Here is a 24,716-nt window from a genome sequence, read left to right as displayed (position 1 = left end):
ACAAGGATGCAGAAGATGCCCCAGTCCGCTGAGAAAGTGCTCGACCACGCACCGCTGTTCCGCGAGCCCGAGTATCGTCAGATGCTCGCCAAGAAAAAGGCCCTGTTCGAAGACATGCCGGCTGACGAAGTCGTGCAGAAGACCGCGGACTGGACCAAATCCTGGGAATACCGCGAAAAGAACCTGGCCCGCGAGGCCCTGGTGGTCAACCCGGCCAAGGCCTGCCAGCCGCTCGGCGCGGTCTTCGTCGCCGCCGGCTTCGAGAAGACCATGAGCTTCGTCCATGGTTCGCAGGGCTGCGTCGCTTACTATCGTTCGCACCTGTCGCGTCACTTCAAGGAGCCGTGCTCGGCCGTCTCCTCGTCGATGACCGAGGACGCGGCGGTGTTCGGCGGCCTGAACAACATGATCGACGGCCTGGCGAACACCTATTCGCTTTACGAGCCGAAGATGATCGCCGTCTCGACCACCTGCATGGCGGAAGTGATCGGCGACGACCTCCAGTCCTTCATCCTGAACGCCAAGGCCAAGGGCTCGGTGCCGGAAGACTTCGACGTCCCCTACGCCCATACCCCGGCCTTCGTCGGCAGCCATGTCACCGGCTACGACAATATGCTGAAGGGCATCCTGGAGAACTTCTGGAAGGGCAAGACGGCCGAAGCCGGCACCTCGATCAACATCATCCCGGGCTTCGACGGTTTCGCGGTCGGCAACAACCGCGAGCTGAAGCGGATGCTGGACCTGATGGGTGTCGAATACACCATCCTGTCCGACGTCGCCGACCAGTTCGACACCCCGTCGGACGGCCAGTACCGCATGTATGACGGCGGCACCACGCTGGACGCGACCAAGGCCGCGATCAACGCCAAGGCGACGCTGTCGATGCAGGAATACTGCACGACCAAGACCCTGGAATATGCCGAGAGCTTCGGCCAGGAAACCGCCTCGTTCCATTACCCGATGGGCGTCGCCGGCACCGACGAGTTCCTGATGAAGGTCTCGGCCCTGACCGGCAAGGCGATCCCCGAGGAGCTGACCAAGGAACGCGGCCGCCTGATCGACGCCATGGCCGACAGCCAGGCCTGGCTGCACGGCAAGACCTATGCGATCTATGGCGACCCGGACTATGTCTATGCCATGGCCCGCTTCGTCCTGGAGACCGGCGGCGAGCCGCGCCACTGCCTGGCGACCAACGGCAGCAAGGCCTGGGAAGAGCAGATGAAGGCGCTCTTCGCCTCCAGCCCCTTCGGTGCCAACTGCCAGGTCTGGGCCGGCAAGGACATGTGGCACCTGCGCTCGCTGATGGCGACCGAGCCGGTGGACATGCTGATCGGCAATTCCTACGGCAAGTATCTGGAGCGTGACCTGGGCGTGCCGCTGATCCGGCTGACCTTCCCGATCTTCGACCGGCACCACCACCACCGCTTCCCGCTCTGGGGTTACCAGGGCGGCCTGCGGGTCCTGGTGACGCTGCTCGACAAGATCTTCGACAATCTCGACAGCGAGACGATCGAAGCGGGCGTCACCGACTTCTCCTACGACCTGACCCGCTGATCAGTACCCGCGGGGGCTCCGGCCCCCGCGGTTTCGGCTTCGAGGATCGACCCATGGCGAGGTGAGGTGTGGCATGAGCGACGCGTTGAAAGCCAAGATCGCCGACGTCTTCAACGAACCCGGCTGCGACAAGAACGCGGCCAAGGACGAGAAGGCGAAGAAGAAGGGCTGTTCCAAGCCGTTGACGCCGGGTGCGGCCGCGGGCGGCTGCGCCTTCGACGGCGCCAAGATCGCCCTCCAGCCGATCGTCGACGTCGTCCACCTCGTGCATGGGCCGCTCGCCTGCGAAGGCAATTCCTGGGACAACCGGAATTCCAACACCTCGGGCCCCAAGACCTACCGCCAGAGCTACACGACCGATCTCTCCGAGCTCGACATCGTCATGGGCAACGGCGAGAAGCGCCTCTACAAGGCGATCAAGGATATCGTCGCGCGCGACAATCCGCCCGCCATCTTCGTCTATCAGACCTGCGTGCCCGCCACGATCGGCGACGATGTCGACGCCGTCTGCCGTCATGCGACCGAGAAGCTGGGCGTGCCCTGCGTGCCGGTGAACGCGCCGGGTTTCGCGGGCTCCAAGAACCTCGGCAACAAGCTCGCGGGCGAAGCTTTGCTCGACCATGTGATCGGCACGCGCGAGCCCGAATTCACCACCGATTGCGACATCAACATCATCGGCGAATACAATCTCTCGGGCGAGCTCTGGCAGATCAAGCCGCTGTTCGAAGCGCTCGGCATCCGCGTGCTGTCCTGCATGTCGGGCGACGGGCGCTATGCCGAGATCGCCACGGCGCATCGCGCCAGGCTGAACCTCATGGTCTGTTCGACGGCGCTGATCAATGTCGCGCGCAAGATGGAGGAACGCTGGGGCATTCCCTATTTCGAATGTTCCTTCTACGGCCTTTCCGACATGAATGCGACGCTGCGCACCACCGCCCGGATGCTGGTGGAACGGGGTGCATCGCCTGACCTGATCGAACGCACCGAAGCCCTGATCGCCCGCGAGGAAGCCAACGCCTGGGAACGGATCGAGCCCTATCGTGCGGCCCTCGAGGGCAAGCGCGTGATGCTCTATACCGGCGGCGTCAAATCCTGGTCGATCGTCGCGGCGCTCCAGGAAATCGGCATGGAGATCGTCTACACCTCGGTCCGCAAATCGACCGAGGGCGACAAGGAACGCATCAAGGCCATCATGGACGATCCCCATATGGTCGAGAGCGTGCCGCCGCGCGAAATGTATGCCCAGCTCAAGCGGGGCGAGGCGGACATTCTGCTCTCCGGCGGCAAGAGCCAGTTCGTGGCGCTCAAGGCCAAGGTGCCCTGGCTCGACATCAACCAGGAGCGCTTCCACGCTTTCGCCGGCTATGACGGCATGGTGGTCCTGGTCAGGGAACTGGCCAAGTCGCTGCGCAACCCGATCTGGGACGACATCCGCCGCCCCGCCCCCTGGGACGCGCCGAGTGTCGATTTTCCCTTCGCCGAAATCGAACCGAAGCGGGCGTGAGGGAGGCTGACATGGCGACCATCACCCATTCGAAGAAGAGCCTGGCGATCAATCCGCTGAAATCTTCGACCCCGCTCGGCGCCGCGCTCGCCTATCTCGGCGTCGACGGTGCGGTGCCGCTGTTCCATGGCAGCCAGGGCTGCACCTCCTTCGCGCTCACCATCGCGGTCCGCCACTTCAAGGAAGACATGCCGCTGCAGACCACGGCGATCGACGAAGTGGCGACCGTGCTGGGCGGGGCCGACAATCTCGAGGAAGCGCTGGTCAATCTGACCGGGCGGATGAAGCCCAAATTCGTCGGCATCGCGTCGACCGCCCTCGTCGAGACGCGGGGCGAGGATTTCCTGGGCGATCTCCAGGGCATCCTGGCCCGGCGCGAGGAACTGGCCAACACGCGGATCGTCTTCGCCTCGACGCCTGATTTCGCCGGTGCCCTGGAAGACGGCTGGGCGCGGGCGGTCACCGCCATGATCGAGGGCCTGGTGATCCCGGGCGACCGCAATGCGGCCACGCGGCGCCAGGTCAATGTGCTGCCCGGCGTCCACCAGACTTCGGGCGACATCGATGCCTTGCGCGAGATCATCGGCGCCTTCGGCCTGACGCCCGTCTTCCTGCCCGACATCTCGGGCTCGCTCGACGGCCATGTGAACGAACAATATTCGGGCGCCACCTCGGGCGGCGTGAAGATCGCCGAGATCGCGGAACTCGGTCGCGCACTGCATACGATCGCGATCGGCAGTCATATGCGGGCACCCGCCGAAGCGCTCCAGGGCCTGACCGGCGTGCCCACCACCCTGTTTCCCAGCCTGACCGGCCTCGCCCCGACCGACAGCCTGATCACCCTGCTGTCCCACCTCTCGGGCCAGCCGGTGCCGCCCAGCCTGAAGCGGAAGCGCAGCCAGTTGGTCGACGCCATGCTGGACGGCCATTTCCATTTCGGCGACCGGCGCATCGCGATCGCCGCCGATCCCGACCTCCTGTTCTCGCTGGCGAGCTTCTTCCAGAGCATGGGGGCGAGCGTGGTGACCGCGGTCGCCTCGACGGCGAATTCGCCGCTGCTGAGCGAACTCGACGTCGACACCGTGCTGGTCGGCGACCTGATGGACTTCGAGACCGCCGCGGAAGAGGCCCAGGCCGACATGCTGGTGACCCATGCCCACGGCCGCCAGGCGGCAGAACGCCTGGGGTTGCCGCTGCTCCGCGTCGGCTTCCCGATCTTCGACCGGCTGGGGGCGCAGCACCGCTGCACCGTCGGCTATCAGGGTACGCGCGACCTGATCTACGAGGTCGCCAATTGTTTCATCGCGCTCCGGCCCGAGAAGCGCCCGGCGGATTTCGCCGGCATCCTCGCCCCGGCGCCCCTGGAAGGGAGCATGAGCCATGCGCCGTCTGCAACTTGTTGAGAAGGAGCCGGCCGACGTGGAAAGCGGCACCATGAAGCTCAGGATCGCCATCGCGACCCAGGACATGAAGGCGCTGAACGCCCATTTCGGTTCGGCCAAGAAATTCGCCGTCTACGATGTGACACCGGACGAGGCGCGCTTCGTCGAGGCGGTCGAATTCGGCACGGTGTCCGACGAATCCGGCAAGCACAAGACCGAGGGGGACGACAAGATCGGCCCCAAGGTCGATGCCCTGCGCGGCTGCAATCTCCTGTTCTGCCTGGCGATCGGCGGGCCTTCCGCGGTCAAGGTGGTGAATGCGCGGATCCACCCGGTGAAACTGTCGGGGCCGGAGCCGATCGAACAGATCATCACCAAGGTGCAGACCATGATGGTCGGCAATCCGCCGCCCTGGCTGCGCAAGGTGATGATGGCCAAGCAGGAACGGTCGATGGATTTTCTGGACGAGGAGGCCTGAGCAATGTCGGCGGTCGCAGCAGTCAACGAGCCCGATGCCCTGGCATCACCCTTCATGAAGAGCCTGATCGGCCTGATCCGCGCCGAGGATTCCTATGGCGCCTGGGAGAAGCGTTCCGACGCCCGGCTCCTGGCCGACTGGATCGTGACCAAGGAGGAACGGCGCCAGATCCCGATCATCGGCGATCCCGATCCCGACACGCTGGACCGGGTGGAGAAATTCTACCGCGCCGTCGGCCTGACCATCGAGGCGCAATGCGGCCTGATGGCCGGCCCGATGATGAAGATGAGCCACGAGGGCTTCGGCCGGGTCGTGCTGATCGCCGGCAAGCTGGTGGTCTTCGCCAAGACGCTGCGCGATGTCCATCGTTTCGGCTTCGAGAGCCTGGACGCCCTGGCGGCCGAGGGCATGAAGGCGGTCGGTCAGGCGCTGGCCGCGATCGAAGCTCACCCCGAAGTGGCGCGGGCCTGAGGGAGGTGGCGATGAGCGATCTCGACAGCCTGAAGGCCGAACTCAAGAAACTCTCGGCCAAGGCGACCCAGGCCAAGATGGATCTCCACGACCTCTCCGAGGAACTGCCGGTCAATTGGCAGAGGATCCCGGAAGTCGCCGCCAAGGCCCATGAGGCGTTCCAGGTCCTGGACGCCAAGCGGGCAGAACTCAAGCGTCTCGAAGCCGCGTAAAGGAGGCACCGATGCAAGCACAGACCCGCGACGGCCGCGACTGGGTGCCGGAATATCTCCTCGCCATCGATGCCAAGGTCTGCATCGGCTGCGGCCGCTGCTACAAGGTCTGCGGCCGGGGCGTGATGACCCTGATGGGCGTCAACGACGAGGACGAGCTGGTCGATCCGGACGAGGACGACATCGAACGCAAGGTGATGGCACTGGTCGATGCCGGCGCCTGCATCGGCTGCGGTGCCTGCGCCCGCGTCTGTCCCACCAATTGCCAGAGCCACGGCCAGGCCTGAGGAGGTCGCGATGGAACCGCAGGATGTCTACGGTTGGCTGATGGGCGGTGGCGAACGCGCCGCCTGCGATGCCTTCGATGCCCATGTCGTCGCCTCGATCCTGTCGCTCTCGCTCTGCGAGGCGGCGGCGGAAGGGGTGCGTCCGGGCGAGCGCATCGGCCTCGCCCACGAGGACCTGCGTTCCCTGGTGGGCAGCGTGTTTCCCGCCGCGCGCCGCCAGTTCGACGGGCTCGCCCCGGGCGAACTGGTCCCGGCCGACGACGAAGCCTGCCTGCGCGAATTGCTGTTCCGCCATTCGAGCGAGGGCAGCGCCTTCGAATATCAGCTGGCCGCCATGATCGCCCGGCGTGCCATGCGGCCCAATCATCTGTGGCAGGACCTGGGTCTGCGTAACCGGCGCGAACTTTCCTGGCTCATGGAACGTCACTTCGAGTCGCTCGCCCGCAAGAACGCCCGCGACATGAAGTGGAAGAAGTTCCTCTATCGCATGATCTGCCGCGACGAGGGCTTCCGCCTGTGCACGGCGCCGAGCTGTTCCGAATGCGACGATTTCGAACATTGTTTCGGCGCGGAAGACGGCGAGAGCCTGATGGCGCAGAGCCGCAGGACCGCCGACCTCGCCCTTCACGCCTGATACGCTTCCCGGCGGCGCCCTGCCGCTCCGGGTGAACCCGGCTCCGTTTCCGATCCCCGCGGAGCCGGGTTCGTCCTTTTCAAAAAGTACGTGCGTCGTCATTCCGACCTGTCGGAAAACCGACATGTCGCACCGCGGCAAACGTCCCGATCTGAAAAACTGATATAAATCAATTGGTTGGCTCTTGGCACGGAGCTTGCGATGTCCCCGGACAGGGATCGCGTCGCAAGGAGCCGCCACTATGATCCAACTGACCGAGAGTGCCCTGAATGCCGTCCGCACCGCGATCGCCGGGTCCACCCAGCCGGTCGAAGGCCTGCGGGTGATGGTCGAAGCGGGCGGCTGCGCCGGCTTCAAATACATGATGGGTCTCGTGGCGGCGCCCGAGCCCGACGACCTGGTGGCCGAGCAGGACGGCGTCAAGGTCTTCATCGACCCGGCCAGCGGCCCGGTCATCGCCGGCACCACGATCGACTTCGTGGTCAGCCTCGAAGGCTCCGGCTTCACTTTCGACAACCCCCAGGCGACGTCCAGCTGCTCCTGCGGCAAGTCCTTCGGTTGAGGAGTAGGAACCATGTGGGAATACAGCGAAAAGGTTCAGGAATATTTCTACAACCCGAAGAATGCCGGCGTGATGGAAAAGCCGGACGGGGTGGGCGATGTCGGCGCCATTTCCTGCGGTGATGCGCTCCGTCTCATGATCAAGGTCGAGCCGGTGACCGAAGTGATCACCGATGCCAAGTTCCAGACCTTCGGCTGCGGTTCCGCCATCGCCTCCTCCTCGGCCCTGACCGAGCTGATCATCGGCAAGACGATCGAAGAGGCGATGAAGATCACCAACCAGGACATCGCGGATTTCCTGGGCGGCCTTCCCCCTGAAAAGATGCATTGCTCCGTCATGGGTTACGAGGCGCTGCGCGCCGCGGTCGCCAACTACAAGGGCGAGGCCTGGGTCGACGACCATGAGGAAGGCGCCCTGATCTGCAAGTGCTTCGGCGTTGACGAAGGCATGATCGAGCGCGCCGTGCGCATGAACAAGCTGACCTCGATCGAGCAGGTGACCCATTTCACCAAGGCCGGCGGGAGCTGCTCGACCTGCGTCGAAGGGATCGAGGAAGTCCTGGCCAAGACCAACGCGGCCATGGTCGCGGAAGGCCTGCTCGATGCCGCCGAAGCCTTCGACCCCAGCAATGCGGTCCGTCCCTTGAAGCGGCCGAAGACCGGCAAGTCGCCCCTCGCCATCAAGCTCGAGCCGGTGACCAAGCCGAAGCTGACCAACCTCCAGAAGATCCGCCTGATCGAAGAGGCAATCGAGGAGTTGCGGCCCTACCTGAAGCGCGACGGCGGCGACTGCGAGCTGGTCGACGTCGAGGGCGAGCGGGTGATGGTGAAGCTCTCGGGCGCCTGTGTCGGCTGCCAGATGGCCTCGGTCACCGTGAGCGGCGTGCAGGAGAAGCTGATCGAGAAGCTCGGCCAGCCGCTCCGCGTGATCCCCGTCTAATCCATCTGCGAAGGAGCCGGCGATGCGCCCCGTCTATCTCGACAACAACGCCACCACCCGCGTCGATCCGGAAGTGGTCGCCGCCATGCTGCCCTTCTTCACCGAGCAGTTCGGCAATGCCTCCTCGATGCACGCCTTCGGTTCCGAGGTGGGCGGTGCGCTGAAGGTGGCGCGGCGCCAGCTCCAGGACCTGCTGGGCGCCGAATTCGACCATGAGATCATCTATACCTCGGGCGGTACGGAATCCGACAATACCGCGATCCTCTCGGCGCTGGAGACCCAGGGCGGGCGGAACGAGGTGATCACCTCGGTCGTCGAACATCCGGCGGTGCTCTCGCTCTGCGACTATCTGGAAAAGCACCGCGGCGTTGTGGTGCATCGGATCCCGGTCGACTCCCGCGGCCGGCTCGACATCGACGCCTATCGGGCGGCGCTCGGCCCGAAGACGGCGATCGCCTCCATCATGTGGGCGAACAACGAGACAGGCACGGTGTTCCCGGTCGAGAAGCTGGCCGAACTCGCCCATGGCGCCGGCGCCCTGTTCCACACGGACGCGGTGCAGGCGGTCGGCAAGCTGCCGATCGACCTGAAGTCGACCGAGATCGACATGCTCTCCCTCTCCGGCCACAAGCTGCACGGGCCGAAGGGCATCGGCGCCCTCTATGTCCGGAAGGGTGTCCGGCTCCGCCCGCTGATCCGCGGCGGCCATCAGGAACGCGGCCGCCGCGCGGGCACCGAGAATGCGCCCGCCATCATCGGCCTCGGCAAGGCGGCGGAACTGGCGAAGCTCCATATGGCGGAGGAGCAGAGCCGGGTGAAGGCCCTGCGCGACCGGCTGGAGAGCGGCCTGTTGCAGCGGATCGGCAATTCCTTCGTGACCGGCGACACCGATCACCGCCTGCCCAACACGGCCAATGTCGCCTTCGAATTCATCGAGGGCGAGGCGATCCTCCTGCTCCTCAACAAGCAGGGCATCGCGGCCTCCTCGGGTTCGGCCTGCACCTCGGGTTCGCTCGAACCCTCGCATGTGCTGCGTGCCATGAAGGTGCCCTATACGGCGGCTCACGGGGCGATCCGCTTCTCCTTCTCGCGCGAGAACGGGGAAGAGGATGTCGACCGCGTGCTGGAGGTGATGCCCGGCATCATCGAAAAGCTGCGCGCCCTCTCGCCCTTCTGGAAGGCGAACAGGGCACCGGCCGCCGAGACCTTCAACCCGACCTACGCCTGAGCCCTTCGGAGTTACGGCCATGACCGACACCCTGATGCCGCCCGTGATCATCAACGACACCACGCTGCGCGATGGCGAGCAGGCGCCGGGTGTCGCCTTCACCCTCGAAGAGAAACTGGCGATCGCCCGCGCCCTGGACGAGGCGGGGGTCGACGAGATCGAAGCCGGCACGCCCGCCATGGGCACGGAAGAGATCGAGGCGATCGCCGCCGTCGCCGACAGCCTGCATCACGCCGAACCGATCGCTTGGTGCCGCATGACCGAGGCGGATGTCGAGGCGGCCCTGCGCACCGGGCTCTCCCGCGTGAACCTCTCGGTTCCGCTGTCGGACCGGCAGATCCAGGCCAAATATCACGCCGGGCGGGACGAAGCGCTGCGCCGTCTCGACCGCGTGGTGCGCTATGCCCTCGACCTCGGCCTCAAGGTCGCGGTGGGCGGCGAGGATTCGAGCCGGGCCGACATCGGCTTCGTCTGCCAGGCGCTCCGCGTCGCGGAAGAGGCGGGGGCGCATCGCTTCCGCTTCGCCGATACCGTGGGCTGCCTCGATCCCTTCGCGACCTATGCCGTCATGCGCCGGCTCTGCGCCGAGACGGACCTGGAGATCGAATTCCACGGCCATGACGACCTCGGCCTCGCCACCGCCAATACGCTGGCGGCGGTGCAGGGCGGGGCGACCCATGCCTCGGTCTGTGTGCTCGGCCTCGGCGAACGGGCCGGCAATGCCGCCCTCGAAGAAGTGGTGGCCGCCCTGGCCCAGACCCAGGGGCGGCGCACCGGCGTCGACCTGACCCGGCTCCAGGGCCTGGCCGACATCGTCGCGGCAGCCAGCGGCCGGCCGATCCCGACCGCCAAGTCGATCGTCGGCGCGGGTGTCTTCACCCATGAATCCGGCATCCACGTCCACGGCCTGCTGCAGGACCCGCAGACCTACGAAGCCCTGTCGCCCGCACGTTTCGGGCGTCAGCGCCAGATCGTGCTGGGCAAGCATTCGGGTGTCTCCTCTGTCCTCGCCGCCCTGCATCGCCTCGGCCTCGCGGCGGACGAGATGCGCGCGCGCGCCGTGCTGGAGCGGGTGCGCGACCGCGCCGCGCGGACCAAGCGGATCGTCGGCAATACCGAGCTGATGGAAATCTATGCGAGTTGCGGCCGCGGCGCCATGACCGGCGCGGAATGACGGGGGCGGTACCATGGTCGACCTCGCCAATGCCGATCTCGTGACCACCGACGTGCCGAAAAAGCCGGGCCTCTTCGCCTCCTGGCGGGCCGACGTCGCCTGCGTGAAGGCGCGCGATCCTGCGGCCCGCTTCGGCCTCGAGATCATGCTGACCTATCCCGGCGTCCATGCCGTGATGATCCATCGCCTGTCGCACCGATTGTGGCTGCTGGGCGCGCGCTTCCCCGCCCGCCTGCTGTCCTGGTTCGGCCGCCTGGTCACCAATGTCGATATCCATCCGGGTGCCACGATCGGCCAGCGCCTGTTCATCGATCACGGCGCCGGCGTCGTCATCGGCGAGACGGCGGTGGTCGGCGACGACGTCACGCTCTACCACGGCGTCACCCTGGGTGGCACCAGCTGGTCGCACGGCAAGCGCCACCCGACGATCGAGGACGGCGTGCTGATCGGCGCCGGCGCCAAAGTGCTGTCGGCCATCACGGTCGGGCGGGGGGCGCGCATCGGCGCCAATTCCGTGGTGATCGAGAATGTCGCCCCGGGCATGACCGTGGTGGGCATCCCCGGCAAGGTGGTGCGTGCCGAATCCGAACGCCGCCGCATCGACGGCCGCATCGACCTCGAACATCACCTGATGCCCGATCCGGTGGGCGAGGCGCTGGCCGCCATGCTCGACCGCATCGAATTCCTGGAAGCCCGGCTCGATCACTATCGCCGCCGGGCCAAGGCGGAAACCGACCTGCAAGAGAAGGAACCCCAGTCATGAGCGTGCTCGATCAACTGAAGCGCCAGTCCTCGGCCGAGGATTTCTTCTCCCTCCTGGGCGTGCCTTATGACCCGTCGGTACTAAACGTCGCCCGTTTGCACATTTTGCGTCGCATGGGCGAATACCTGCGCCGGCAGGATCTCGAAGGTCTCGACGACGGCGCGCTGATGGCGGCCTGCCGCGATCACCTGGCCAAGGCTTACGGCGACTTCGTCGCCTCGTCGCCGCTCGACCAGCGGGTCTTCAAGGTGCTGAAGGACGCGGTGCGGCCGAAGCGCGGCGCCTTCGTGCCGCTGTCGGCCCTGACGAACGAAGGCTGACGCACTGTCGCGAACCCGACACGGATGTCGGTCGCGAAAGTGGCGGATTTCCTGGGTTTTCCGACTGGCACGGTACTTGCGAAGAAGTTGGTGTGGTCGGCAGCCAGCGATCAGGAGGACAGGATGCATATCGTCGTCTGTATCAAGCAAGTACCCGACAGTGCGCAGATCCGCGTCCATCCGGTGACCAACACGATCATGCGCCAGGGCGTGCCGACGATCATCAATCCCTACGACCTCTTCGCCCTCGAGGCGGCGCTGGCGCTGCGCGACAAGCACGGCGGCGAGGTTACGGTGCTCTGCATGGGCCCGCCCATGGCGGAAGACAGCCTGCGCAAGGCCCTGACCTTCGGTGCCGACCGCGCCGTCCTGCTGACCGACCGCTTCTTCGCCGGTTCCGACACGCTGGCCACGTCCTACGCCCTCGCCGCCGCCATCGCCAAGATCGGCGAAACCTGGGGCGTTCCCGACGTCGTCTTCACCGGCAAGCAGACGATCGACGGCGACACCGCCCAGGTCGGCCCCGGCATCGCCAAGCGTCTCGACCTCCGCCAGCTCACCTATGTTTCGCGCATCACCGGCATCGACCAGGAACAGGGCGAGATCACGGTGGAACGCCGGGCCGAAGGCGGCGTCCAGGTCCTGAAGACGGCGCTGCCCGTGCTCATCACCATGCTGGAAGGCACCAACGAGATCCGTCGCGGCTCGCTCGCCGATGCGCTGAAGGCGGCGCGGGCGGAAGTGGTGACCTGGAACGCTGCCGCCGCCGGCATCACCGACATGGTGAAATGTGGTCTGCGCGGCTCGCCCACCGTGGTGAAGAAGGTTTTCGCGCCGACCGCGCGAGCCGACAAGGCGCAACTGGTCGCGACCCAGGACCGCACCGCGGCCCAGGCGGCCGAAGCCCTGATCGGCGCGATCCTGGAGCGGCAGCCCGGCCTCGAAGCCGACCTGCGCCGCCTGTCCGCCGGCTTCTGACAGAGGGGATGACATCATGAGCGACCAAGCCAAACCCGCCGCCCCTCCCGCCGCCGCCCCGCCCGCTGCCTCTGGCCGCGCCGGCATGAAGAAGGAGCTGCCGGAGCACTTCAAGGCCTACAAGCACGTCTGGGTCTTCGTCGAATACGAGCACGGCCACATCCATCCGGTCTCCCTCGAACTCCTGGGCGAGGGGCGCAAGCTCGCGGACAAGCTGGGCGCGGAACTGGCCGGCGTCGCCCTCGGCGGCGATGCCGAGGAACTGGGCCATGTCGCCGCGACCTGCTGGGAGCATGGCGCCGACCTCGTCTACCGGGTCGCCGATCCGGTGCTGGCGCATTACCGGAACGAGCCCTACACCAAGGCCCTGACCGATCTCGTCAACACCTTCAAGCCCGAGATCGTGCTGCTCGGCGCCACCACCCTGGGCCGTGATCTGGCGGGTTCCGTGGCGACCACACTGCTGACCGGCCTGACCGCCGACTGCACCGAACTCGCGATCGACGACGAACGCTCGCTGGCGGCGACGCGACCCACCTTCGGCGGCTCGCTTCTCTGCACCATTCACACCCTGAACTTCCGGCCCCAGATGGCGACCGTGCGGCCCCGCGTCATGGCCATGCCGGACGCGCAGCCGGGCCGCCTCGGCCGCATCATCGACCATGCCCTCGACATGCGGGAAGAGGACGTGATCACCAAGGTTCTGCAGTTCGTCGCCGACCGCGAAACCAACAAGGCCCAGCTCTCCTACGCCGATGCGGTGGTGGCAGGCGGCCTCGGCCTGAAGAGCCCGGAGAATTTCCAGCTCGTGAAGGACCTCGCCGCCGCGATCGGTGCCGAATACGGCGGCTCCCGCCCGCTCGTGCAGAAGGGCTGGATCACCGCAGACCGTCAGATCGGCCAGACCGGCAAGACGATCCGGCCGAAGCTCTATATCGCCGCCGGCATTTCGGGTGCGATCCAGCACCGCGTGGGGGTCGAGGGCGCCGATCTGATCGTCGCCATCAATACCGATCCCAAGGCGCCGATCTTCGATTTCGCCCACGTCGGCATCGTCGCCAATGCGGTCGAGCTTCTGCCGGTGCTGACGGCCGCGTTCCGCCGGCGCCTGTCCGTCCACCGTCTGGCGAGTTGAGGAGGTTCAGATGAGCGAGGAACGTTTCGACGCCATCGTGGTCGGGGCAGGCCCCTCGGGCAATGCCGCCGCCTATACGATGGCCAAGGCCGGGCTCAAGGTCCTGCAACTGGAACGCGGGGAATATCCCGGTTCCAAGAACGTGCAGGGTGCCATCCTCTATGCCGACGCGCTGGAGAAGGTGATCCCCGATTTCCGTGACGACGCGCCGCTGGAACGCCACGTCATCGAACAGCGCATCTGGATGATGGACGACACGTCCCACGCCGGCATGCACTACCGTTCGGAAGACTTCAACGAAGAGAAGCCGAACCGCTACACCATCATCCGCGCCCAGTTCGACAAGTGGTTCAGCCGCCGCGTGCGCGAGGCCGGTGCCACGCTCCTGTGCGAGACGACGGTCACCGACCTGCTCCGCGACATCAAGGGCAAGGTGATCGGTGTTCGCACCGACCGCGGCGGCGGGCATATCTATGCCGACGTCGTGGTCCTCGCCGACGGCGTGAACAGCCTGGTCGGCCAGCGCGCCGGGCTCCGCCCCGAACTGAAGCCGCAATCGGTCGCCCTCGCGGTCAAGGAAATGCACTTCCTGCCGCAGGAAGTGATCGAACAGCGCTTCAACCTGAAGGGCGACGAGGGCGTGGTGATCGAGGTGATGGGCACCGTGACCAACGGCATGACCGGCACCGGCTTCATCTATACGAACAAGGAATCGCTCGCGGTCGGCATCGGCTGCATGGTCTCCGACTTCGCCGAAACCGGCACCGCTCCCTACGCCCTGCTCGAAGCCTTCAAGAACCATCCGAGCGTGAAGCCGCTGCTCGAAGGCTCCGAGGTCAAGGAATATGCCGCCCATCTGATCCCGGAAGGCGGCTATCGCGAGATCCCGGAAATCTATGGCGACGGCTGGGTGCTGGTCGGCGACTCCGCCCATTTCGTCAACGCGGTGCACCGCGAGGGGTCCAACCTGGCGATGACCACGGGGCGCATCGCGGCGCAAACCATCATCCGCCTGAGGCAGTTCCGTTCCGATTTCTCGAAGGCCGACCTCGCCGCCTACCGGAAGGCACTGGACGAGACCTTCGTGATGAAGGACCTGAAGAAATACAAGGACATCCCGAACTTCCTGCACGGTAACGCGAAGAATGTCTTCGGCGTCTATCCGCGCCTGTTCAGCCAGGCGGCGCAGAACTGGTTCAGGGTCGACGGTGTCGACAAGCGTGAGAAGGAGCGGCAGATCGTCTCCTCCTTCCGCAAGGGCCGGGGTCTCCGGGGCATGATCGGGGACGCATTCAAGCTGGCGAGGGCATGGCGATGACGGTCGAACCGACGAAGGCCCAGGTGCGGGTCGAAGAAAAGCTCTACGTGAACCGCTATCTGGTCGACGCGGGGCGCCCCCACATCCGCATCAAGGCGCACGAGAAGCCCTCGGCGGCGCTCCAGGCGCTCACCACGGTCTGCCCGGCCGGCTGCTACAGCACGAACGACCGTGGCCAGGTCGAGGTGGTGCCCGACGGCTGCATGGAATGCGGCACCTGCCGCGTGCTTACCGCCGACACCGGCGACATCGAATGGAACTACCCGCGCGGCGGTTACGGCGTTCTCTTCAAGTTCGGTTGAGATGCTGTTTTCCGACGCCGAAATCGATCGGCTGGTCGCCGAGGATGTTCCCTTCGGCGACCTGACGACCGACTCCCTCGGAATCGGCGGGCGTGCCGCGGTGATGACCTTCACCGCGCGCAGCCCCCTTGTCGCCGCCTGTACCGAGGAGGCGGCCCGCGTCGTCTTGCACTGTGGCGGGCGCCTGACCGCCGGGCCGGTGGCGAGTGGCACCCGTTGCCCGCCCGGCACGCCCCTGATGGCGGCCGAAGGCACGGCCGCGGCCCTCTTCGCCGCCTGGAAGGTGGCCCAGAACCTGATCGAATGGGCGTCCGGCATCGCCACCGCCACGCGCGAGCTGGTCGACGCGGCGCGTGCCGTCAACCCGGCGATCTCGATCGCCTGTACCCGTAAGACGGTGCCGGGAACCCGGCGCTTTTCTGCCAAGGCGATCCGCGCCGGTGGCGGTGTTCTGCATCGCCTCGGCCTGTCCGAGACCATTCTGCTGTTTCCCGAACATCAGGCCTTCTTCGCCGGCGAGGGCGGCATCGAGGCTGCGCTTCGTCAGCTCCAGACGGCGGTTCCCGAACGCACTTTGGTGATCGAGGTGAAGGGCGTGGACGAAGCACTGGCTGCCGCGGATCGGGCCGACGTGCTGCAGCTCGAGAAATTCACTCCCGAGCAGGTGGCGGAAGTCGCCGTCGCAGTTCGCCGCCGCCCAGGCGGCGGTCCCGTGGTTGCTGCCGCAGGTGGCATCGGCCGCGGCAATGTGGCAGTCTATGCGGCGACTGGCGCCGATGTCCTGGTGACGTCGGCGCCCTATACTGCGCGTCCATCCGAAGTACAGGTTCGCCTCGGCCCGCCTCCCCCGTCGCAGGCTTGAGGCCCGACAGTCATCCGCCCATCGCTGTTCACCCGAGAGGACCTCTGAGATGAAGACCAGTGCCCGCAACCAATTCCCCGGCATCGTCGAGTCGGTGACGCTCGGCCCGGTGAATGCCGAAGTCGTGCTGAAGGTGGCCGACGGCGTCCACCTTTCCGCCATCATCACCAAGCGCAGCGCCGAATTCCTGGGTCTCGCCGAAGGCGTGCCTGCGACCGCCCTGGTCAAGTCGAGCTTCGTCATCCTGGCCAAGGACGGCGAGATCGGCAAGACTTCGGCCCGTAACGTTCTGCGTGGCACGATCGCCCGCCGGGTGGACGGCGTCGTCTCGACCGAATACGCCCTCGATGTCGGCGGTGGCCTGCACCTGGTCGCGGTCGTGACCAAGGGCAGCGCGGACGACCTGGTGCTCGACGTCGGCGACAAGGCCGTGGCGCTGATCAAGGCGCCGCACATCATCCTGGCCGTCGAGTAACGTCCGTCGTAACGGCGGGGCGTCCGGCAGGGGCCGCCCCGTCGCCATCGAAATCACACCAAGGGGTGCCGTCATGCTTTTCTCCAAACGCAAGCTTCTCGGCCTGATCGCGGCCGTGGCCATGGTTCCCACGGTTCTGGCGGGGACCGCCAGGGCCGAGGACAAGCCGGTCCTGGTCTTCGCCGCCGCCAGCCTGAAGGAAGCGCTCACCGCGCTCGCCACCGGCTTCCAGAAGGAGACGGGCAAGGTGGTGCAGATCTCCTTCGCCGCCTCTGGCGCGCTGGCGAAGCAGGTCGAAGCCGGTGCCCCGGCCGATCTCTTCATCTCGGCCGACACCAAGTGGATGACCTATCTGTCCGGCAAGGACCTGACCGTGAAGGACACGGAAATGCCGCTGCTCGGCAATACGCTGGTCCTGGTGGCGCCCAAGGATGCCGCGGTCGATCCGGTGACGCTCGGCAAGGGCTTCGATCTCGGCGCCCTGCTCGCCGGCGGCAAGCTGGCCATGGGCGATCCCTCCTCGGTGCCGGCCGGCACCTATGGCAAGACTGCGCTCGAAAACCTCGGGATCTACGACGGCGTGAAGGACAAGGTGGCCCTGACCGAGAACGTGCGCGCGGCGCTCGCCCTGGTGGCGCGCGGCGAAGCGCCCTTCGGCATCGTCTACGGCACCGACGCGGCGGCCGATCCGACCGTCAAGGTGGTGGCCACTTTCCCGGCCGACTCCTATCCCGCGATCGTCTATCCGATCGCCGTGCTGAAGGAATCGGCCAATCCGGACGCCAAGGCCTTCTATGCCTATCTGCAGACGGCGCCGGCCGCGGCCGTGTTCACCGCGCAGGGCTTCACCGTGATGAAGGCGCCGGCGACGAACTGAGCTCCGTGTTCGATCTGAGCCCGGAGGAAATCACGGCGATTCTCCTGTCGCTGAAGGTTTCTCTCTGGGCCGTCGCCGTCAGTCTGCCCTTCGGCATTGGGACCGCCTTCGTGCTGTCACGGGGGCGGTTTCGCGGCATCGCGGTGCTCGATGCCCTGGTCTATCTGCCGCTCACCCTGCCGCCGGTGGTGACGGGTTTCATCCTGCTCATCCTGTTCGGGCGGCGCGGCGTGATCGGTTCCTTCCTCGATCACCATTTCGGCATCGTCTTCGCCTTCCGCTGGACGGGGGCGGCGCTCGCCTGCGCCGTCATGGGCTTTCCCCTCATGGTGCGGGCGATCCGGCTCTCCTTCGATGCGGTCGACCGCCGGCTCGAACAGGCGGCGGGCACGCTCGGCGCTTCACCCGTCTGGGTTTTCCTCACGGTGACGCTGCCGATCGTGCTGCCCGGCGTGCTGGCCGGGGTGATCATGTCCTTCGCCCGGGCGATGGGCGAATTCGGCGCCACCATCACCTTCGTCTCCAACATCCCGGGCGAGACCCAGACCCTGCCGACCGCGATCTATACCCTGACCCAGGTGCCGGGGGGCGACGCCGCCGCCTTCCGCCTGGTCGGCGTCTCCGTCGCCATTTCGATGACGGCCCTGATCGCTTCCGAATATATGGCGCGGCGGCTGGGCCGGCGGGTCGCATGAGCCTGCAGGTCGAGATCGCCCATCGGGCCGGGGAGTTCAGCCTGGACGTCGCCTTCACCGCGGACGGAAGGGTGACCAGCCTGTTCGGCCCGTCCGGCTCGGGCAAGACCACGGTGGTCAATGTGATCGCCGGGCTGACGAGGCCGCTGCGCGGCCGGATCGCCATCGACGACCTCGTCCTGCTCGACACCGAAGCCGGCATCGACCTGCCGCCGCACCGCCGCCGCCTCGGCTATGTCTTCCAGGAAGGCCGGCTGTTCCCCCATCTGACAGTGCGCCAGAACCTGCTTTACGGCCGCTTTTTTGCCCCCAAGGGCGGTGACCTCGTCGGTTTCGATGCGGTGGTCGACATGCTGGGCATCGGCCATCTGCTCGGTCGCCGGCCGCGACTCCTCTCCGGCGGGGAGAAGCAGCGGGTCGCGATCGGCCGCGCCCTGCTCGCCAATCCGCGCCTGCTCCTGATGGACGAACCGCTCTCCGCCCTCGACGACGCCCGCCGCCAGGAGGTTCTGCCCTTCCTGGCCCGGCTCCGCGACGAGGCGCTGGTGCCGATCGTCCATGTCTCGCACGATCTTTCCGAGGTGGTCGAACTGGCGAGCCATCTCGTGGTGCTGGACGAAGGGCGGATTGCCGCCGCCGGCACCCTGGCCGAGGTCATGGGGCGGCTCGACGTCGCCTGTCTGTCGGCCCGGCGCGACGCGGGCGTGGTGATCGAACTCCGCGTCGCCGGCCACGACGAGGCCGAGGGGCTGAGCTTCCTCGACGGCCGGCTGGGACGACTGGTGGTACAGAAGATCGATGCCCCCCTGGGGGCGCCGCGCCGGCTCTGGATCCACGCCCGCGACGTCATCCTGGCGACCGGCGTGCCGGGCAGCGTGTCGGCCCAGAACATCCTGCCGGCGCGGGTGATCGAAGTGGTAACGCGGGGCGACGGCGCAGACGTGCTGCTCGATTGCGGGGGCGATCGCCTGATCGCCCGGGTGACGCGGCGTGCGGTGGCCGAACTCGGCCTGGCGCCCGGCCTCGCCGTCAGCGCCATCGTGAAATCTCAGGCGCTGGCCTGACGCGGCCCGGCCTCGGCCGCCCGCAACTCCAGCATATTGCGCCGATAATTCTGTGCCCCGTCGCGGAACAGGGCGGATCCCGCCACCAGCGTGTCGGCCCCGGCCTCGATCACTTGGGCCGCGGTCCTGGCGTTGATGCCGCCGTCGACTTCGAGCCTTATCGCGCGACTGCCGATCATGGCGCGGAGCTCGGCCAGTTTTCCGAGCTGCGAGGGGATGAAGCTCTGCCCGCCGAAGCCGGGGTTGACGCTCATCACCAGGATCAGGTCCAGCCGGTCCAGCACGTGGGCGACGGCGGCGGCCGGCGTCGCGGGGCAGAGGGCGACGCCGGCCTTGCAGCCGAGGGAACGCACGGCCTGCAGGGTCCGGTCGAGATGGGGACCCGCCTCGGCATGGACGGTGATCAGGTCGGCCCCCGCCTTGGCGAAGGCTTCGAGATGGAGGTCGACCGGCGCCACCATGAGATGGACATCGAAGGGCAGGGCGACATGGGGACGAAGGCAACGCATGACGTCCGGCCCGATGGTCAGATTGGGCACGAAATGGCCGTCCATCACGTCGATATGCAACCAGTCGGCCCCGGCGGCGGCCATGGCGCGGGCTTCCTCGCCCAGTTTCGAAAAATCGGCGGACAGGATCGAAGGCGCGATCACCAGGGGTTCAGCCATTGCCGTCTCCATCGAAAACGCGGCTCGCCAAGATGTCTTCCGCCTCGATCGTCATCAGGTCCGCCGCCGTCAGGTCGTGCCTTCCCTCGGCAAAGAGGCGGGTCGCCTGGCGCAGCCGGGCGCGGTCGAGGGCGTTCCGCATCGAGCGGGCATTGGCGAAATGGGGTTGCTGCCGGCGGCGGCGGATATAGTCGGTGAGCGCCGCACGGGCGCGCTCGCTCAGGCGGTAGTTCTGCCGCTCCAGGGTCATGTCGGCGATGGCGATCAGCTCGCCGTCGCTGTAATCGGGAAAGTCCACATGGTGGGCGATACGCGAGCGGAAACCGGGGTTGCAGGCGAAGAAAGTCTCCATCCGGTCGGCATAGCCGGCCAGGATCACGACGAGGTCTTCGCGTTTGTTTTCCATCACCTGGAGCAGGATCTCGATCGCCTCCTGGCCGTAGTCGCGTTCGTTTTCCGGCCGATAGAGGTAGTAGGCCTCGTCGATGAAGAGGACGCCGCCCATGGCCCGCTTCAGGATCTCCTTGGTCTTGGGGGCCGTATGGCCGATATATTGCCCGACCAGGTCGTCCCGCGTTACCGAGACGAGGTGGCCTTTCCGGATGAAGCCGAGCCGGTGCAATATGTCGGCCATGCGGAGCGCCACCGTGGTCTTGCCGGTGCCCGGATTGCCGGTGAAGGACATGTGCAGGCTCGGCGGCTCGGCCGCGAGGCCGAGGCGGCGGCGCACCTGTTCGACCACCAGCAGGGCGGCGATCTGCCGGATCCTGGTCTTCACCGGGGCGAGTCCGACCAGTTCCGCCTCCAGCGTGTCCAGGACCTCCCTGGCGCCGGAACCTTCCAGTTCCGCCGCCAGGTCGATCCGCGCCTCGGCCAGCGCTTCCGTCATCCGACAACCGTGGTATAGCCGATGTTGCGCCCGGCCTGTTCCTTGCGGATCAGCTTGAAGCTCGGCTCTTCCGCCGGGCGGTTGACCAGGAAGGAGATCCGCACCGATTCCCAGCCGTGGCTCGAATCGAAGGCGGTCAGGCGGATGTAGCGGTCGCCGTAGGCCTTGCGGCAGGCGTCGAGCTCCAGCATCACGGCGGCGGCATCGCGGATCTCGAACATCGGCAGGCCCCACATCTCCCAGAAGGTGTTGCGGGGATGCGGATCGTCGGTGTGCTCCAGGTTCACGGCGTAACCCTGGTCGATGCAGTATTGCACCTGGGCGCGGATCTGCGCGTCGGTCAGGTCGGGCAGGAAGGAGAAGCAGCCTTGGGTAATGCGCATGGTATCGCTCCTCACGAGGCGACGGACGGCGTCGGCACGAAGTCCGGCGTGTCGGTCGAGGCATAGTTGAAGGTGACGTTCTTCCAGGTATCCAGCGCCTGGGCGAGCGGGGTGCAGTGGCGGGCGGCGGCGGCCAGGATCTCCGGCCCTTCTTCGAGGATGTTGCGGCCCTCGTTGCGGGCCAGAATCATCGCCTCGAGGGCGACACGGTTCGCCGTGGCGCCGGCCTGGATGCCCATCGGGTGCCCGATGGTGCCGCCGCCGAACTGCAGCACGACATCCTCGCCGAGAAGGTCGATCAACTGGTGCATCTGCCCGGCATGAATGCCGCCGGAGGCGACCGGCATCAGCTTGGCCAGGCTGGCCCAGGACTGGTCGAAGAAAATGCCGTTCTCCAGCCGGGTGGGATTGAAGTCCTCACGGCAGATGTCGTAATAGCCGCGCGTCGTGTAGGGGTCGCCTTCGAGCTTGCCCACCACGGTGCCGGCATGGATGTGGTCGACACCGGCGAGCCGCATCCATTTGGCGATCACCCGGAAGGAGACGCCATGCGACTTCTGCCGCGTGTAGGTGGAGTGACCGGCCCGGTGCAGGTGCAGGATCATGTCGTTCCGGCGTGCCCATTTCGCCATCGACTGGATCGCCGTGTAACCGATCACGAGATCGATCATGACGACGACGGAGCCCAGTTCCTTGGCGAATTCGGCGCGCTCGTACATGTCCTCCATGGTGGCGGCGGTGATGTTCAGATAGGAGCCCTTCACCTCGCCGGTCACCGCCTGGGCCTTGTTCACCGCCTCCATGCAGTAGAGGAAGCGTTCGCGCCAGTGCATGAAGGGCTGGGAATTGATGTTCTCGTCGTCCTTGGTGAAATCGAGCCCGCCCTTCAGCGCCTCATAGACGACGCGGCCGTAGTTGCGGCCGGACAGGCCGAGTTTCGGCTTCACCGTGGCGCCCAGCAGGGGGCGGCCGAATTTGTCGAGCCGTTCGCGCTCGACCACGATGCCCGTAGCCGGCCCCTGGAAGGTCTTCACATAGGCGACCGGCAGGCGCATGTCCTCGAGGCGAAGCGCCTTCAGCGGCTTGAAACCAAAGACGTTGCCGATGATCGAGGCCGAGAGATTGGCGATCGAGCCGCCCTCGAAGAGGTCGAGGTCATAGGCGATATAGGCGAAATACTGGCCCGGCGCATTGGGCACCGGATCCACGCGATAGCATTTGGCGCGGTATTTCTCGCAAGCGGTCAGGCGGTCGGTCCAGACCACGGTCCAGGTCGCGGTCGAGCTCTCGCCGGCGACGGCGGCCGATGCCTCGATCGGGTCGACGCCGTCCTGCGGCGTCACCCGGAACAGGGCGATGACATCCGTGTCCTTGGGCTCGTAGTCGGGCTGCCAATAGCCCATCTTGCGATATTCCATCACGCCGGCGCGGTAACGGTCTGCCTTCACTTGCTCGTTCATCGTCTTCTCCTGTTCGTCAGACCGCGACCGACAGCGGCGCACGGGGGTTCAGGCTGCCGCTCTGATAACGCCGCGCCATGGCGGCCAGCGACAGCGGCTTGATACGCGACGCATTACCGGCGGTGCCGAATTCCTCGAAGCGGCGGCGGCACAGCGCGCTCAGCGCGTCCATCGCCGGCTTCAGGAATTTGCGCGGGTCGAATTCGTCCGGCTTTTCGGTCGCCACCCGGCGGATCTCCGCCGCCATGGCGAGGCGGCAGTCGGTGTCGATGTTGATCTTGCGGACACCGAACTTGATGCCGCGCTGGATCTCCTCGACCGGCACGCCCCAGGTCGCGGGCATGTTGCCGCCGAACCTGTTGAAGCGTTCCTGCAGTTCCTCCGGCACGGAGGAGGAACCGTGCATGACCATGTGGAGGCCGGGCAGGCGCTGGTTGATCGCCTGCACGACATGCATGGCCAGGATCTCGCCGTCGGGCTTCCTGGAGAATTTATAGGCGCCGTGGGACGTGCCCATGGCGATCGCCAGGGCGTCCACCTTGGTCGCCTCGACGAAGGCGACGGCCTGGTCCGGGTCGGTCAGGAGCTGGTCGTGGGACAGGGTCTGGTCGGTACCGTGGCCGTCCTCGGCCTCGCCCTTGCCGGTCTCCAGGCTGCCGAGCACGCCGAGTTCGCCCTCGACCGAAACACCCAACTTGTGGGCGAGCTCGGTGACCCTGGTGGTGACGTCGAGATTATATTGGTAGCTGGCCGGCGTCTTGGCGTCGGCCTCGAGGGAGCCGTCCATCATCACGCTGGTGAAGCCCATCTGCACGGCGGAGAAACAGGTCGCCTCGTCGTTGCCGTGGTCCTGGTGCAGGCAGACCGGAATGCCGGGATACATGGCTTCCGCGGCGGCGACCATATTGGCCAGCATGATGTCGCCGGCGTAAGCGCGGGCACCGCGCGAGGCCTGCACGATCACCGGCGCGTCGACCGCCTGCGCGGCCGTCATGATCGCCAGCAGCTGCTCCATGTTGTTGATGTTGAAGGCCGGCACGCCGTAGCCGTATTCGGCGGCGTGATCCAGCAATTGGCGAAGGGTGATGCGGGCCATCGCTCAGGCTCCTGTGGTTCGTGCGGCGGAAAGGGCTGCGACGCCGGGCAGGGGGCGGCCTTCGAGCCATTCGAGGAAAGCCCCGCCCGCGGTCGAGACGAAGGAAAAGCCGTCGGCCGCGCCGGCCTGTTTCAGGGCGGCGACGGTATCGCCGCCGCCCGCCACCGAGAGCAGGCCGCCGGCGCGGGTGAGACGGGCGACATCCCGCGCGGCGGCAGTGGTCGCGGCATCGAAGGGGGCGGTTTCGAAGGCGCCGAGGGGGCCGTTCCAGACCACGGTGCGCGCCCGCCCGAAGATGCCGGACAGGGCGGCGACGGAGCGCGGGCCGACATCCAGGATCATGGCGTCGTCCGGCACGGCATCGACCGAGACCGTCTCGCTCGGCGCATGGGCCCGGAATTCGCGCGCCACCACGCCGTCGATCGGCAGCAGGATCTCGGTCCCCGCGGCGCGCGCCTTCTCGACGATGGCACGGGCGGTACCGGCCAGGTCACGCTCGGCCAGGCTGCGCCCGATCGGCTTGCCGCCGGCATAGAGGAAGGTATTGGCCATGCCGCCGCCGATCACGAGCTGGTCGACCTTGCCCACGAGATTGCCGATGACGTCGAGCTTGGATGAGACCTTGGCGCCACCCACCACGGCGACGACCGGGTGCACCGGCCGGCCGAGGGCGGCTTCCAGGGCGTCGAGTTCCCGCTTCATGGAAAGGCCGGCGGCGCAGGGCAGGCGGGCCGCCAGGCCCGAGGTGCTGGCGTGGGCGCGATGGGCACAGGAAAAGGCGTCGTTCACGAAGAGGTCGCCCAGTTCCGCCAGGTCGTCGACGAAATCGGGATCGTTCGCCTCTTCACCGGCGTGGAACCGGGTGTTTTCCAGCACCAGCACGTCGCCGGGCATCATGGCGGCGACGGCTTCGGCGGCGAGCGGACCGATGCAATCCTCGGCGAAGGCGACCGGCCGGCCGAGCACGCGGGCCAGCGCCATGGCGACCGGGCGAAGACTTTGCCCC

29 protein-coding genes are annotated in these 24,716 nt (G+C 66.7%); 23 read left to right on the top strand and 6 right to left on the bottom strand.

Annotation, left to right across the window (positions count from 1 at the left end; translation table 11 throughout):
- Positions 1 to 15: 15 nt before the first annotated feature.
- From nifK to modC, 23 genes are all read left to right on the top strand, one after another.
- Positions 16 to 1,554, top strand: coding sequence for a nitrogenase molybdenum-iron protein subunit beta (gene nifK / locus WC493_RS10285; RefSeq protein WP_373065234.1), 1,539 nt, complete (start codon positions 16 to 18; stop codon positions 1,552 to 1,554).
- 73 nt (positions 1,555 to 1,627) lie between these two features.
- On the top strand, positions 1,628 to 3,058 hold the full coding sequence (gene nifE, locus WC493_RS10280; RefSeq protein ID WP_373065232.1) for a nitrogenase iron-molybdenum cofactor biosynthesis protein NifE: 1,431 nt from the start codon (positions 1,628 to 1,630) through the stop codon (positions 3,056 to 3,058).
- Positions 3,059 to 3,069: 11 nt separating this feature from the next.
- On the top strand, positions 3,070 to 4,461 hold the full coding sequence (gene nifN, locus WC493_RS10275) for a nitrogenase iron-molybdenum cofactor biosynthesis protein NifN (protein WP_373065230.1): 1,392 nt from the start codon (positions 3,070 to 3,072) through the stop codon (positions 4,459 to 4,461).
- On the top strand, positions 4,439 to 4,918 hold the full coding sequence (gene nifX / locus WC493_RS10270) for a nitrogen fixation protein NifX (RefSeq protein ID WP_373065228.1): 480 nt from the start codon (positions 4,439 to 4,441) through the stop codon (positions 4,916 to 4,918). The genes nifN and nifX overlap by 23 nt, the downstream gene beginning before the upstream one ends.
- Before the next feature lie 3 nt (positions 4,919 to 4,921).
- Entirely contained in the window at positions 4,922 to 5,389 is a 468-nt protein-coding gene (locus tag WC493_RS10265) for a NifX-associated nitrogen fixation protein (protein WP_373065226.1), read from the top strand.
- Positions 5,390 to 5,400: 11 nt separating this feature from the next.
- The gene (locus WC493_RS10260) at positions 5,401 to 5,601 is read left to right on the top strand and encodes a CCE_0567 family metalloprotein (protein WP_373065224.1); all 201 of its coding nucleotides are present in this window, start codon (positions 5,401 to 5,403) and stop codon (positions 5,599 to 5,601) included.
- Between the two features lie 11 nt (positions 5,602 to 5,612).
- Positions 5,613 to 5,888 carry a ferredoxin III, nif-specific gene (gene fdxB, locus WC493_RS10255; protein ID WP_373065222.1) on the top strand — a complete coding sequence of 92 codons (276 nt, stop codon included), beginning with the start codon at positions 5,613 to 5,615 and terminating at the stop codon, positions 5,886 to 5,888.
- Between the two features lie 10 nt (positions 5,889 to 5,898).
- Positions 5,899 to 6,522 (top strand): nitrogen fixation protein NifQ, encoded by a 624-nt coding sequence (locus tag WC493_RS10250; RefSeq protein ID WP_373065220.1) that lies wholly within the window; start codon positions 5,899 to 5,901, stop codon positions 6,520 to 6,522.
- 241 nt (positions 6,523 to 6,763) lie between these two features.
- Positions 6,764 to 7,084, top strand: coding sequence for a HesB/IscA family protein (locus WC493_RS10245; RefSeq protein ID WP_373065218.1), 321 nt, complete (start codon positions 6,764 to 6,766; stop codon positions 7,082 to 7,084).
- A gap of 12 nt (positions 7,085 to 7,096) precedes the next feature.
- Complete coding sequence (gene nifU / locus WC493_RS10240; protein ID WP_373065216.1) at positions 7,097 to 8,023, top strand: Fe-S cluster assembly protein NifU; 927 nt, start codon at positions 7,097 to 7,099, stop codon at positions 8,021 to 8,023.
- Between the two features lie 22 nt (positions 8,024 to 8,045).
- Positions 8,046 to 9,251: a cysteine desulfurase NifS gene (gene nifS, locus WC493_RS10235; protein ID WP_373065214.1), complete on the top strand. Its 1,206-nt coding sequence runs from the start codon at positions 8,046 to 8,048 to the stop codon at positions 9,249 to 9,251.
- Between the two features lie 19 nt (positions 9,252 to 9,270).
- Complete coding sequence (nifV, locus tag WC493_RS10230) at positions 9,271 to 10,425, top strand: homocitrate synthase (RefSeq protein ID WP_373065212.1); 1,155 nt, start codon at positions 9,271 to 9,273, stop codon at positions 10,423 to 10,425.
- 13 nt (positions 10,426 to 10,438) lie between these two features.
- Positions 10,439 to 11,188 (top strand): serine O-acetyltransferase, encoded by a 750-nt coding sequence (cysE, locus tag WC493_RS10225; protein ID WP_373065210.1) that lies wholly within the window; start codon positions 10,439 to 10,441, stop codon positions 11,186 to 11,188.
- Complete coding sequence (gene nifW / locus WC493_RS10220) at positions 11,185 to 11,508, top strand: nitrogenase stabilizing/protective protein NifW (RefSeq protein WP_373065208.1); 324 nt, start codon at positions 11,185 to 11,187, stop codon at positions 11,506 to 11,508. The genes cysE and nifW overlap by 4 nt, the downstream gene beginning before the upstream one ends.
- A gap of 123 nt (positions 11,509 to 11,631) precedes the next feature.
- Positions 11,632 to 12,486: a nitrogen fixation protein FixA gene (locus tag WC493_RS10215; protein ID WP_373065206.1), complete on the top strand. Its 855-nt coding sequence runs from the start codon at positions 11,632 to 11,634 to the stop codon at positions 12,484 to 12,486.
- Between the two features lie 16 nt (positions 12,487 to 12,502).
- A complete protein-coding gene (locus WC493_RS10210) occupies positions 12,503 to 13,621 on the top strand; it encodes an electron transfer flavoprotein subunit alpha/FixB family protein (RefSeq protein ID WP_373065204.1) in 1,119 nt (372 codons plus the stop codon).
- 10 nt (positions 13,622 to 13,631) lie between these two features.
- Positions 13,632 to 14,939, top strand: a complete 1,308-nt coding sequence (locus WC493_RS10205) for an FAD-dependent oxidoreductase (protein WP_373065202.1) — start codon at positions 13,632 to 13,634, stop codon at positions 14,937 to 14,939.
- Positions 14,936 to 15,241, top strand: coding sequence for a ferredoxin family protein (locus WC493_RS10200; RefSeq protein WP_373065200.1), 306 nt, complete (start codon positions 14,936 to 14,938; stop codon positions 15,239 to 15,241). Before WC493_RS10205 ends, WC493_RS10200 begins: the two co-directional genes overlap by 4 nt.
- Position 15,242: 1 nt before the next feature.
- Entirely contained in the window at positions 15,243 to 16,103 is an 861-nt protein-coding gene (modD, locus tag WC493_RS10195; protein WP_373065198.1) for a ModD protein, read from the top strand.
- 49 nt (positions 16,104 to 16,152) lie between these two features.
- Complete coding sequence (locus WC493_RS10190; protein WP_373065196.1) at positions 16,153 to 16,578, top strand: molybdopterin-binding protein; 426 nt, start codon at positions 16,153 to 16,155, stop codon at positions 16,576 to 16,578.
- 73 nt (positions 16,579 to 16,651) lie between these two features.
- The gene (gene modA / locus WC493_RS10185) at positions 16,652 to 17,455 is read left to right on the top strand and encodes a molybdate ABC transporter substrate-binding protein (RefSeq protein ID WP_373065194.1); all 804 of its coding nucleotides are present in this window, start codon (positions 16,652 to 16,654) and stop codon (positions 17,453 to 17,455) included.
- A 5-nt stretch (positions 17,456 to 17,460) separates the two neighbouring features.
- Positions 17,461 to 18,150, top strand: coding sequence for a molybdate ABC transporter permease subunit (gene modB / locus WC493_RS10180; protein WP_373065192.1), 690 nt, complete (start codon positions 17,461 to 17,463; stop codon positions 18,148 to 18,150).
- Positions 18,147 to 19,214: a molybdenum ABC transporter ATP-binding protein gene (modC, locus tag WC493_RS10175; protein ID WP_373065190.1), complete on the top strand. Its 1,068-nt coding sequence runs from the start codon at positions 18,147 to 18,149 to the stop codon at positions 19,212 to 19,214. The genes modB and modC overlap by 4 nt, the downstream gene beginning before the upstream one ends.
- Here modC and rpe read toward each other — a convergent pair.
- The 6 genes from rpe to pgk form a co-directional block, all read right to left on the bottom strand.
- Positions 19,199 to 19,882, bottom strand: a complete 684-nt coding sequence (gene rpe, locus WC493_RS10170; protein WP_373065188.1) for a ribulose-phosphate 3-epimerase — start codon at positions 19,880 to 19,882, stop codon at positions 19,199 to 19,201. The genes modC and rpe overlap by 16 nt on opposite strands.
- Entirely contained in the window at positions 19,875 to 20,771 is an 897-nt protein-coding gene (gene cbbX / locus WC493_RS10165) for a CbbX protein (RefSeq protein WP_373065186.1), read from the bottom strand. Before cbbX ends, rpe begins: the two co-directional genes overlap by 8 nt.
- Positions 20,768 to 21,154, bottom strand: a complete 387-nt coding sequence (locus WC493_RS10160) for a ribulose bisphosphate carboxylase small subunit (protein ID WP_373065184.1) — start codon at positions 21,152 to 21,154, stop codon at positions 20,768 to 20,770. Before WC493_RS10160 ends, cbbX begins: the two co-directional genes overlap by 4 nt.
- Before the next feature lie 11 nt (positions 21,155 to 21,165).
- Positions 21,166 to 22,614 carry a form I ribulose bisphosphate carboxylase large subunit gene (locus WC493_RS10155; RefSeq protein WP_373065182.1) on the bottom strand — a complete coding sequence of 483 codons (1,449 nt, stop codon included), beginning with the start codon at positions 22,612 to 22,614 and terminating at the stop codon, positions 21,166 to 21,168.
- 16 nt (positions 22,615 to 22,630) lie between these two features.
- Positions 22,631 to 23,710, bottom strand: a complete 1,080-nt coding sequence (gene fba, locus WC493_RS10150; protein WP_373065180.1) for a class II fructose-bisphosphate aldolase — start codon at positions 23,708 to 23,710, stop codon at positions 22,631 to 22,633.
- Between the two features lie 3 nt (positions 23,711 to 23,713).
- Positions 23,714 to 24,716 (bottom strand): phosphoglycerate kinase (gene pgk / locus WC493_RS10145; RefSeq protein ID WP_373065178.1); only part of this gene is annotated, 1,003 nt, incomplete at its 5' end.

The organism is Zavarzinia sp., from assembly GCF_041650655.1.
Lineage (GTDB): Bacteria > Pseudomonadota > Alphaproteobacteria > Zavarziniales > Zavarziniaceae > Zavarzinia.
This window is presented reverse-complemented; position numbering and strand designations above follow the sequence as displayed.

Coding starts and splice junctions, on each gene's coding strand:
- nifK (WP_373065234.1), top strand. CDS start 16: ATGCCCCAGTCCGCTGAGAAAGTGCTCGACCACGCACCGCTGTTCCGC.
- nifE (WP_373065232.1), top strand. CDS start 1,628: ATGAGCGACGCGTTGAAAGCCAAGATCGCCGACGTCTTCAACGAACCC.
- nifN (WP_373065230.1), top strand. CDS start 3,070: ATGGCGACCATCACCCATTCGAAGAAGAGCCTGGCGATCAATCCGCTG.
- nifX (WP_373065228.1), top strand. CDS start 4,439: ATGCGCCGTCTGCAACTTGTTGAGAAGGAGCCGGCCGACGTGGAAAGC.
- WC493_RS10265 (WP_373065226.1), top strand. CDS start 4,922: ATGTCGGCGGTCGCAGCAGTCAACGAGCCCGATGCCCTGGCATCACCC.
- WC493_RS10260 (WP_373065224.1), top strand. CDS start 5,401: ATGAGCGATCTCGACAGCCTGAAGGCCGAACTCAAGAAACTCTCGGCC.
- fdxB (WP_373065222.1), top strand. CDS start 5,613: ATGCAAGCACAGACCCGCGACGGCCGCGACTGGGTGCCGGAATATCTC.
- WC493_RS10250 (WP_373065220.1), top strand. CDS start 5,899: ATGGAACCGCAGGATGTCTACGGTTGGCTGATGGGCGGTGGCGAACGC.
- WC493_RS10245 (WP_373065218.1), top strand. CDS start 6,764: ATGATCCAACTGACCGAGAGTGCCCTGAATGCCGTCCGCACCGCGATC.
- nifU (WP_373065216.1), top strand. CDS start 7,097: ATGTGGGAATACAGCGAAAAGGTTCAGGAATATTTCTACAACCCGAAG.
- nifS (WP_373065214.1), top strand. CDS start 8,046: ATGCGCCCCGTCTATCTCGACAACAACGCCACCACCCGCGTCGATCCG.
- nifV (WP_373065212.1), top strand. CDS start 9,271: ATGACCGACACCCTGATGCCGCCCGTGATCATCAACGACACCACGCTG.
- cysE (WP_373065210.1), top strand. CDS start 10,439: ATGGTCGACCTCGCCAATGCCGATCTCGTGACCACCGACGTGCCGAAA.
- nifW (WP_373065208.1), top strand. CDS start 11,185: ATGAGCGTGCTCGATCAACTGAAGCGCCAGTCCTCGGCCGAGGATTTC.
- WC493_RS10215 (WP_373065206.1), top strand. CDS start 11,632: ATGCATATCGTCGTCTGTATCAAGCAAGTACCCGACAGTGCGCAGATC.
- WC493_RS10210 (WP_373065204.1), top strand. CDS start 12,503: ATGAGCGACCAAGCCAAACCCGCCGCCCCTCCCGCCGCCGCCCCGCCC.
- WC493_RS10205 (WP_373065202.1), top strand. CDS start 13,632: ATGAGCGAGGAACGTTTCGACGCCATCGTGGTCGGGGCAGGCCCCTCG.
- WC493_RS10200 (WP_373065200.1), top strand. CDS start 14,936: ATGACGGTCGAACCGACGAAGGCCCAGGTGCGGGTCGAAGAAAAGCTC.
- modD (WP_373065198.1), top strand. CDS start 15,243: ATGCTGTTTTCCGACGCCGAAATCGATCGGCTGGTCGCCGAGGATGTT.
- WC493_RS10190 (WP_373065196.1), top strand. CDS start 16,153: ATGAAGACCAGTGCCCGCAACCAATTCCCCGGCATCGTCGAGTCGGTG.
- modA (WP_373065194.1), top strand. CDS start 16,652: ATGCTTTTCTCCAAACGCAAGCTTCTCGGCCTGATCGCGGCCGTGGCC.
- modC (WP_373065190.1), top strand. CDS start 18,147: ATGAGCCTGCAGGTCGAGATCGCCCATCGGGCCGGGGAGTTCAGCCTG.
- rpe (WP_373065188.1), bottom strand. CDS start 19,882: ATGGCTGAACCCCTGGTGATCGCGCCTTCGATCCTGTCCGCCGATTTT.
- cbbX (WP_373065186.1), bottom strand. CDS start 20,771: ATGACGGAAGCGCTGGCCGAGGCGCGGATCGACCTGGCGGCGGAACTG.
- WC493_RS10160 (WP_373065184.1), bottom strand. CDS start 21,154: ATGCGCATTACCCAAGGCTGCTTCTCCTTCCTGCCCGACCTGACCGAC.
- WC493_RS10155 (WP_373065182.1), bottom strand. CDS start 22,614: ATGAACGAGCAAGTGAAGGCAGACCGTTACCGCGCCGGCGTGATGGAA.
- fba (WP_373065180.1), bottom strand. CDS start 23,710: ATGGCCCGCATCACCCTTCGCCAATTGCTGGATCACGCCGCCGAATAC.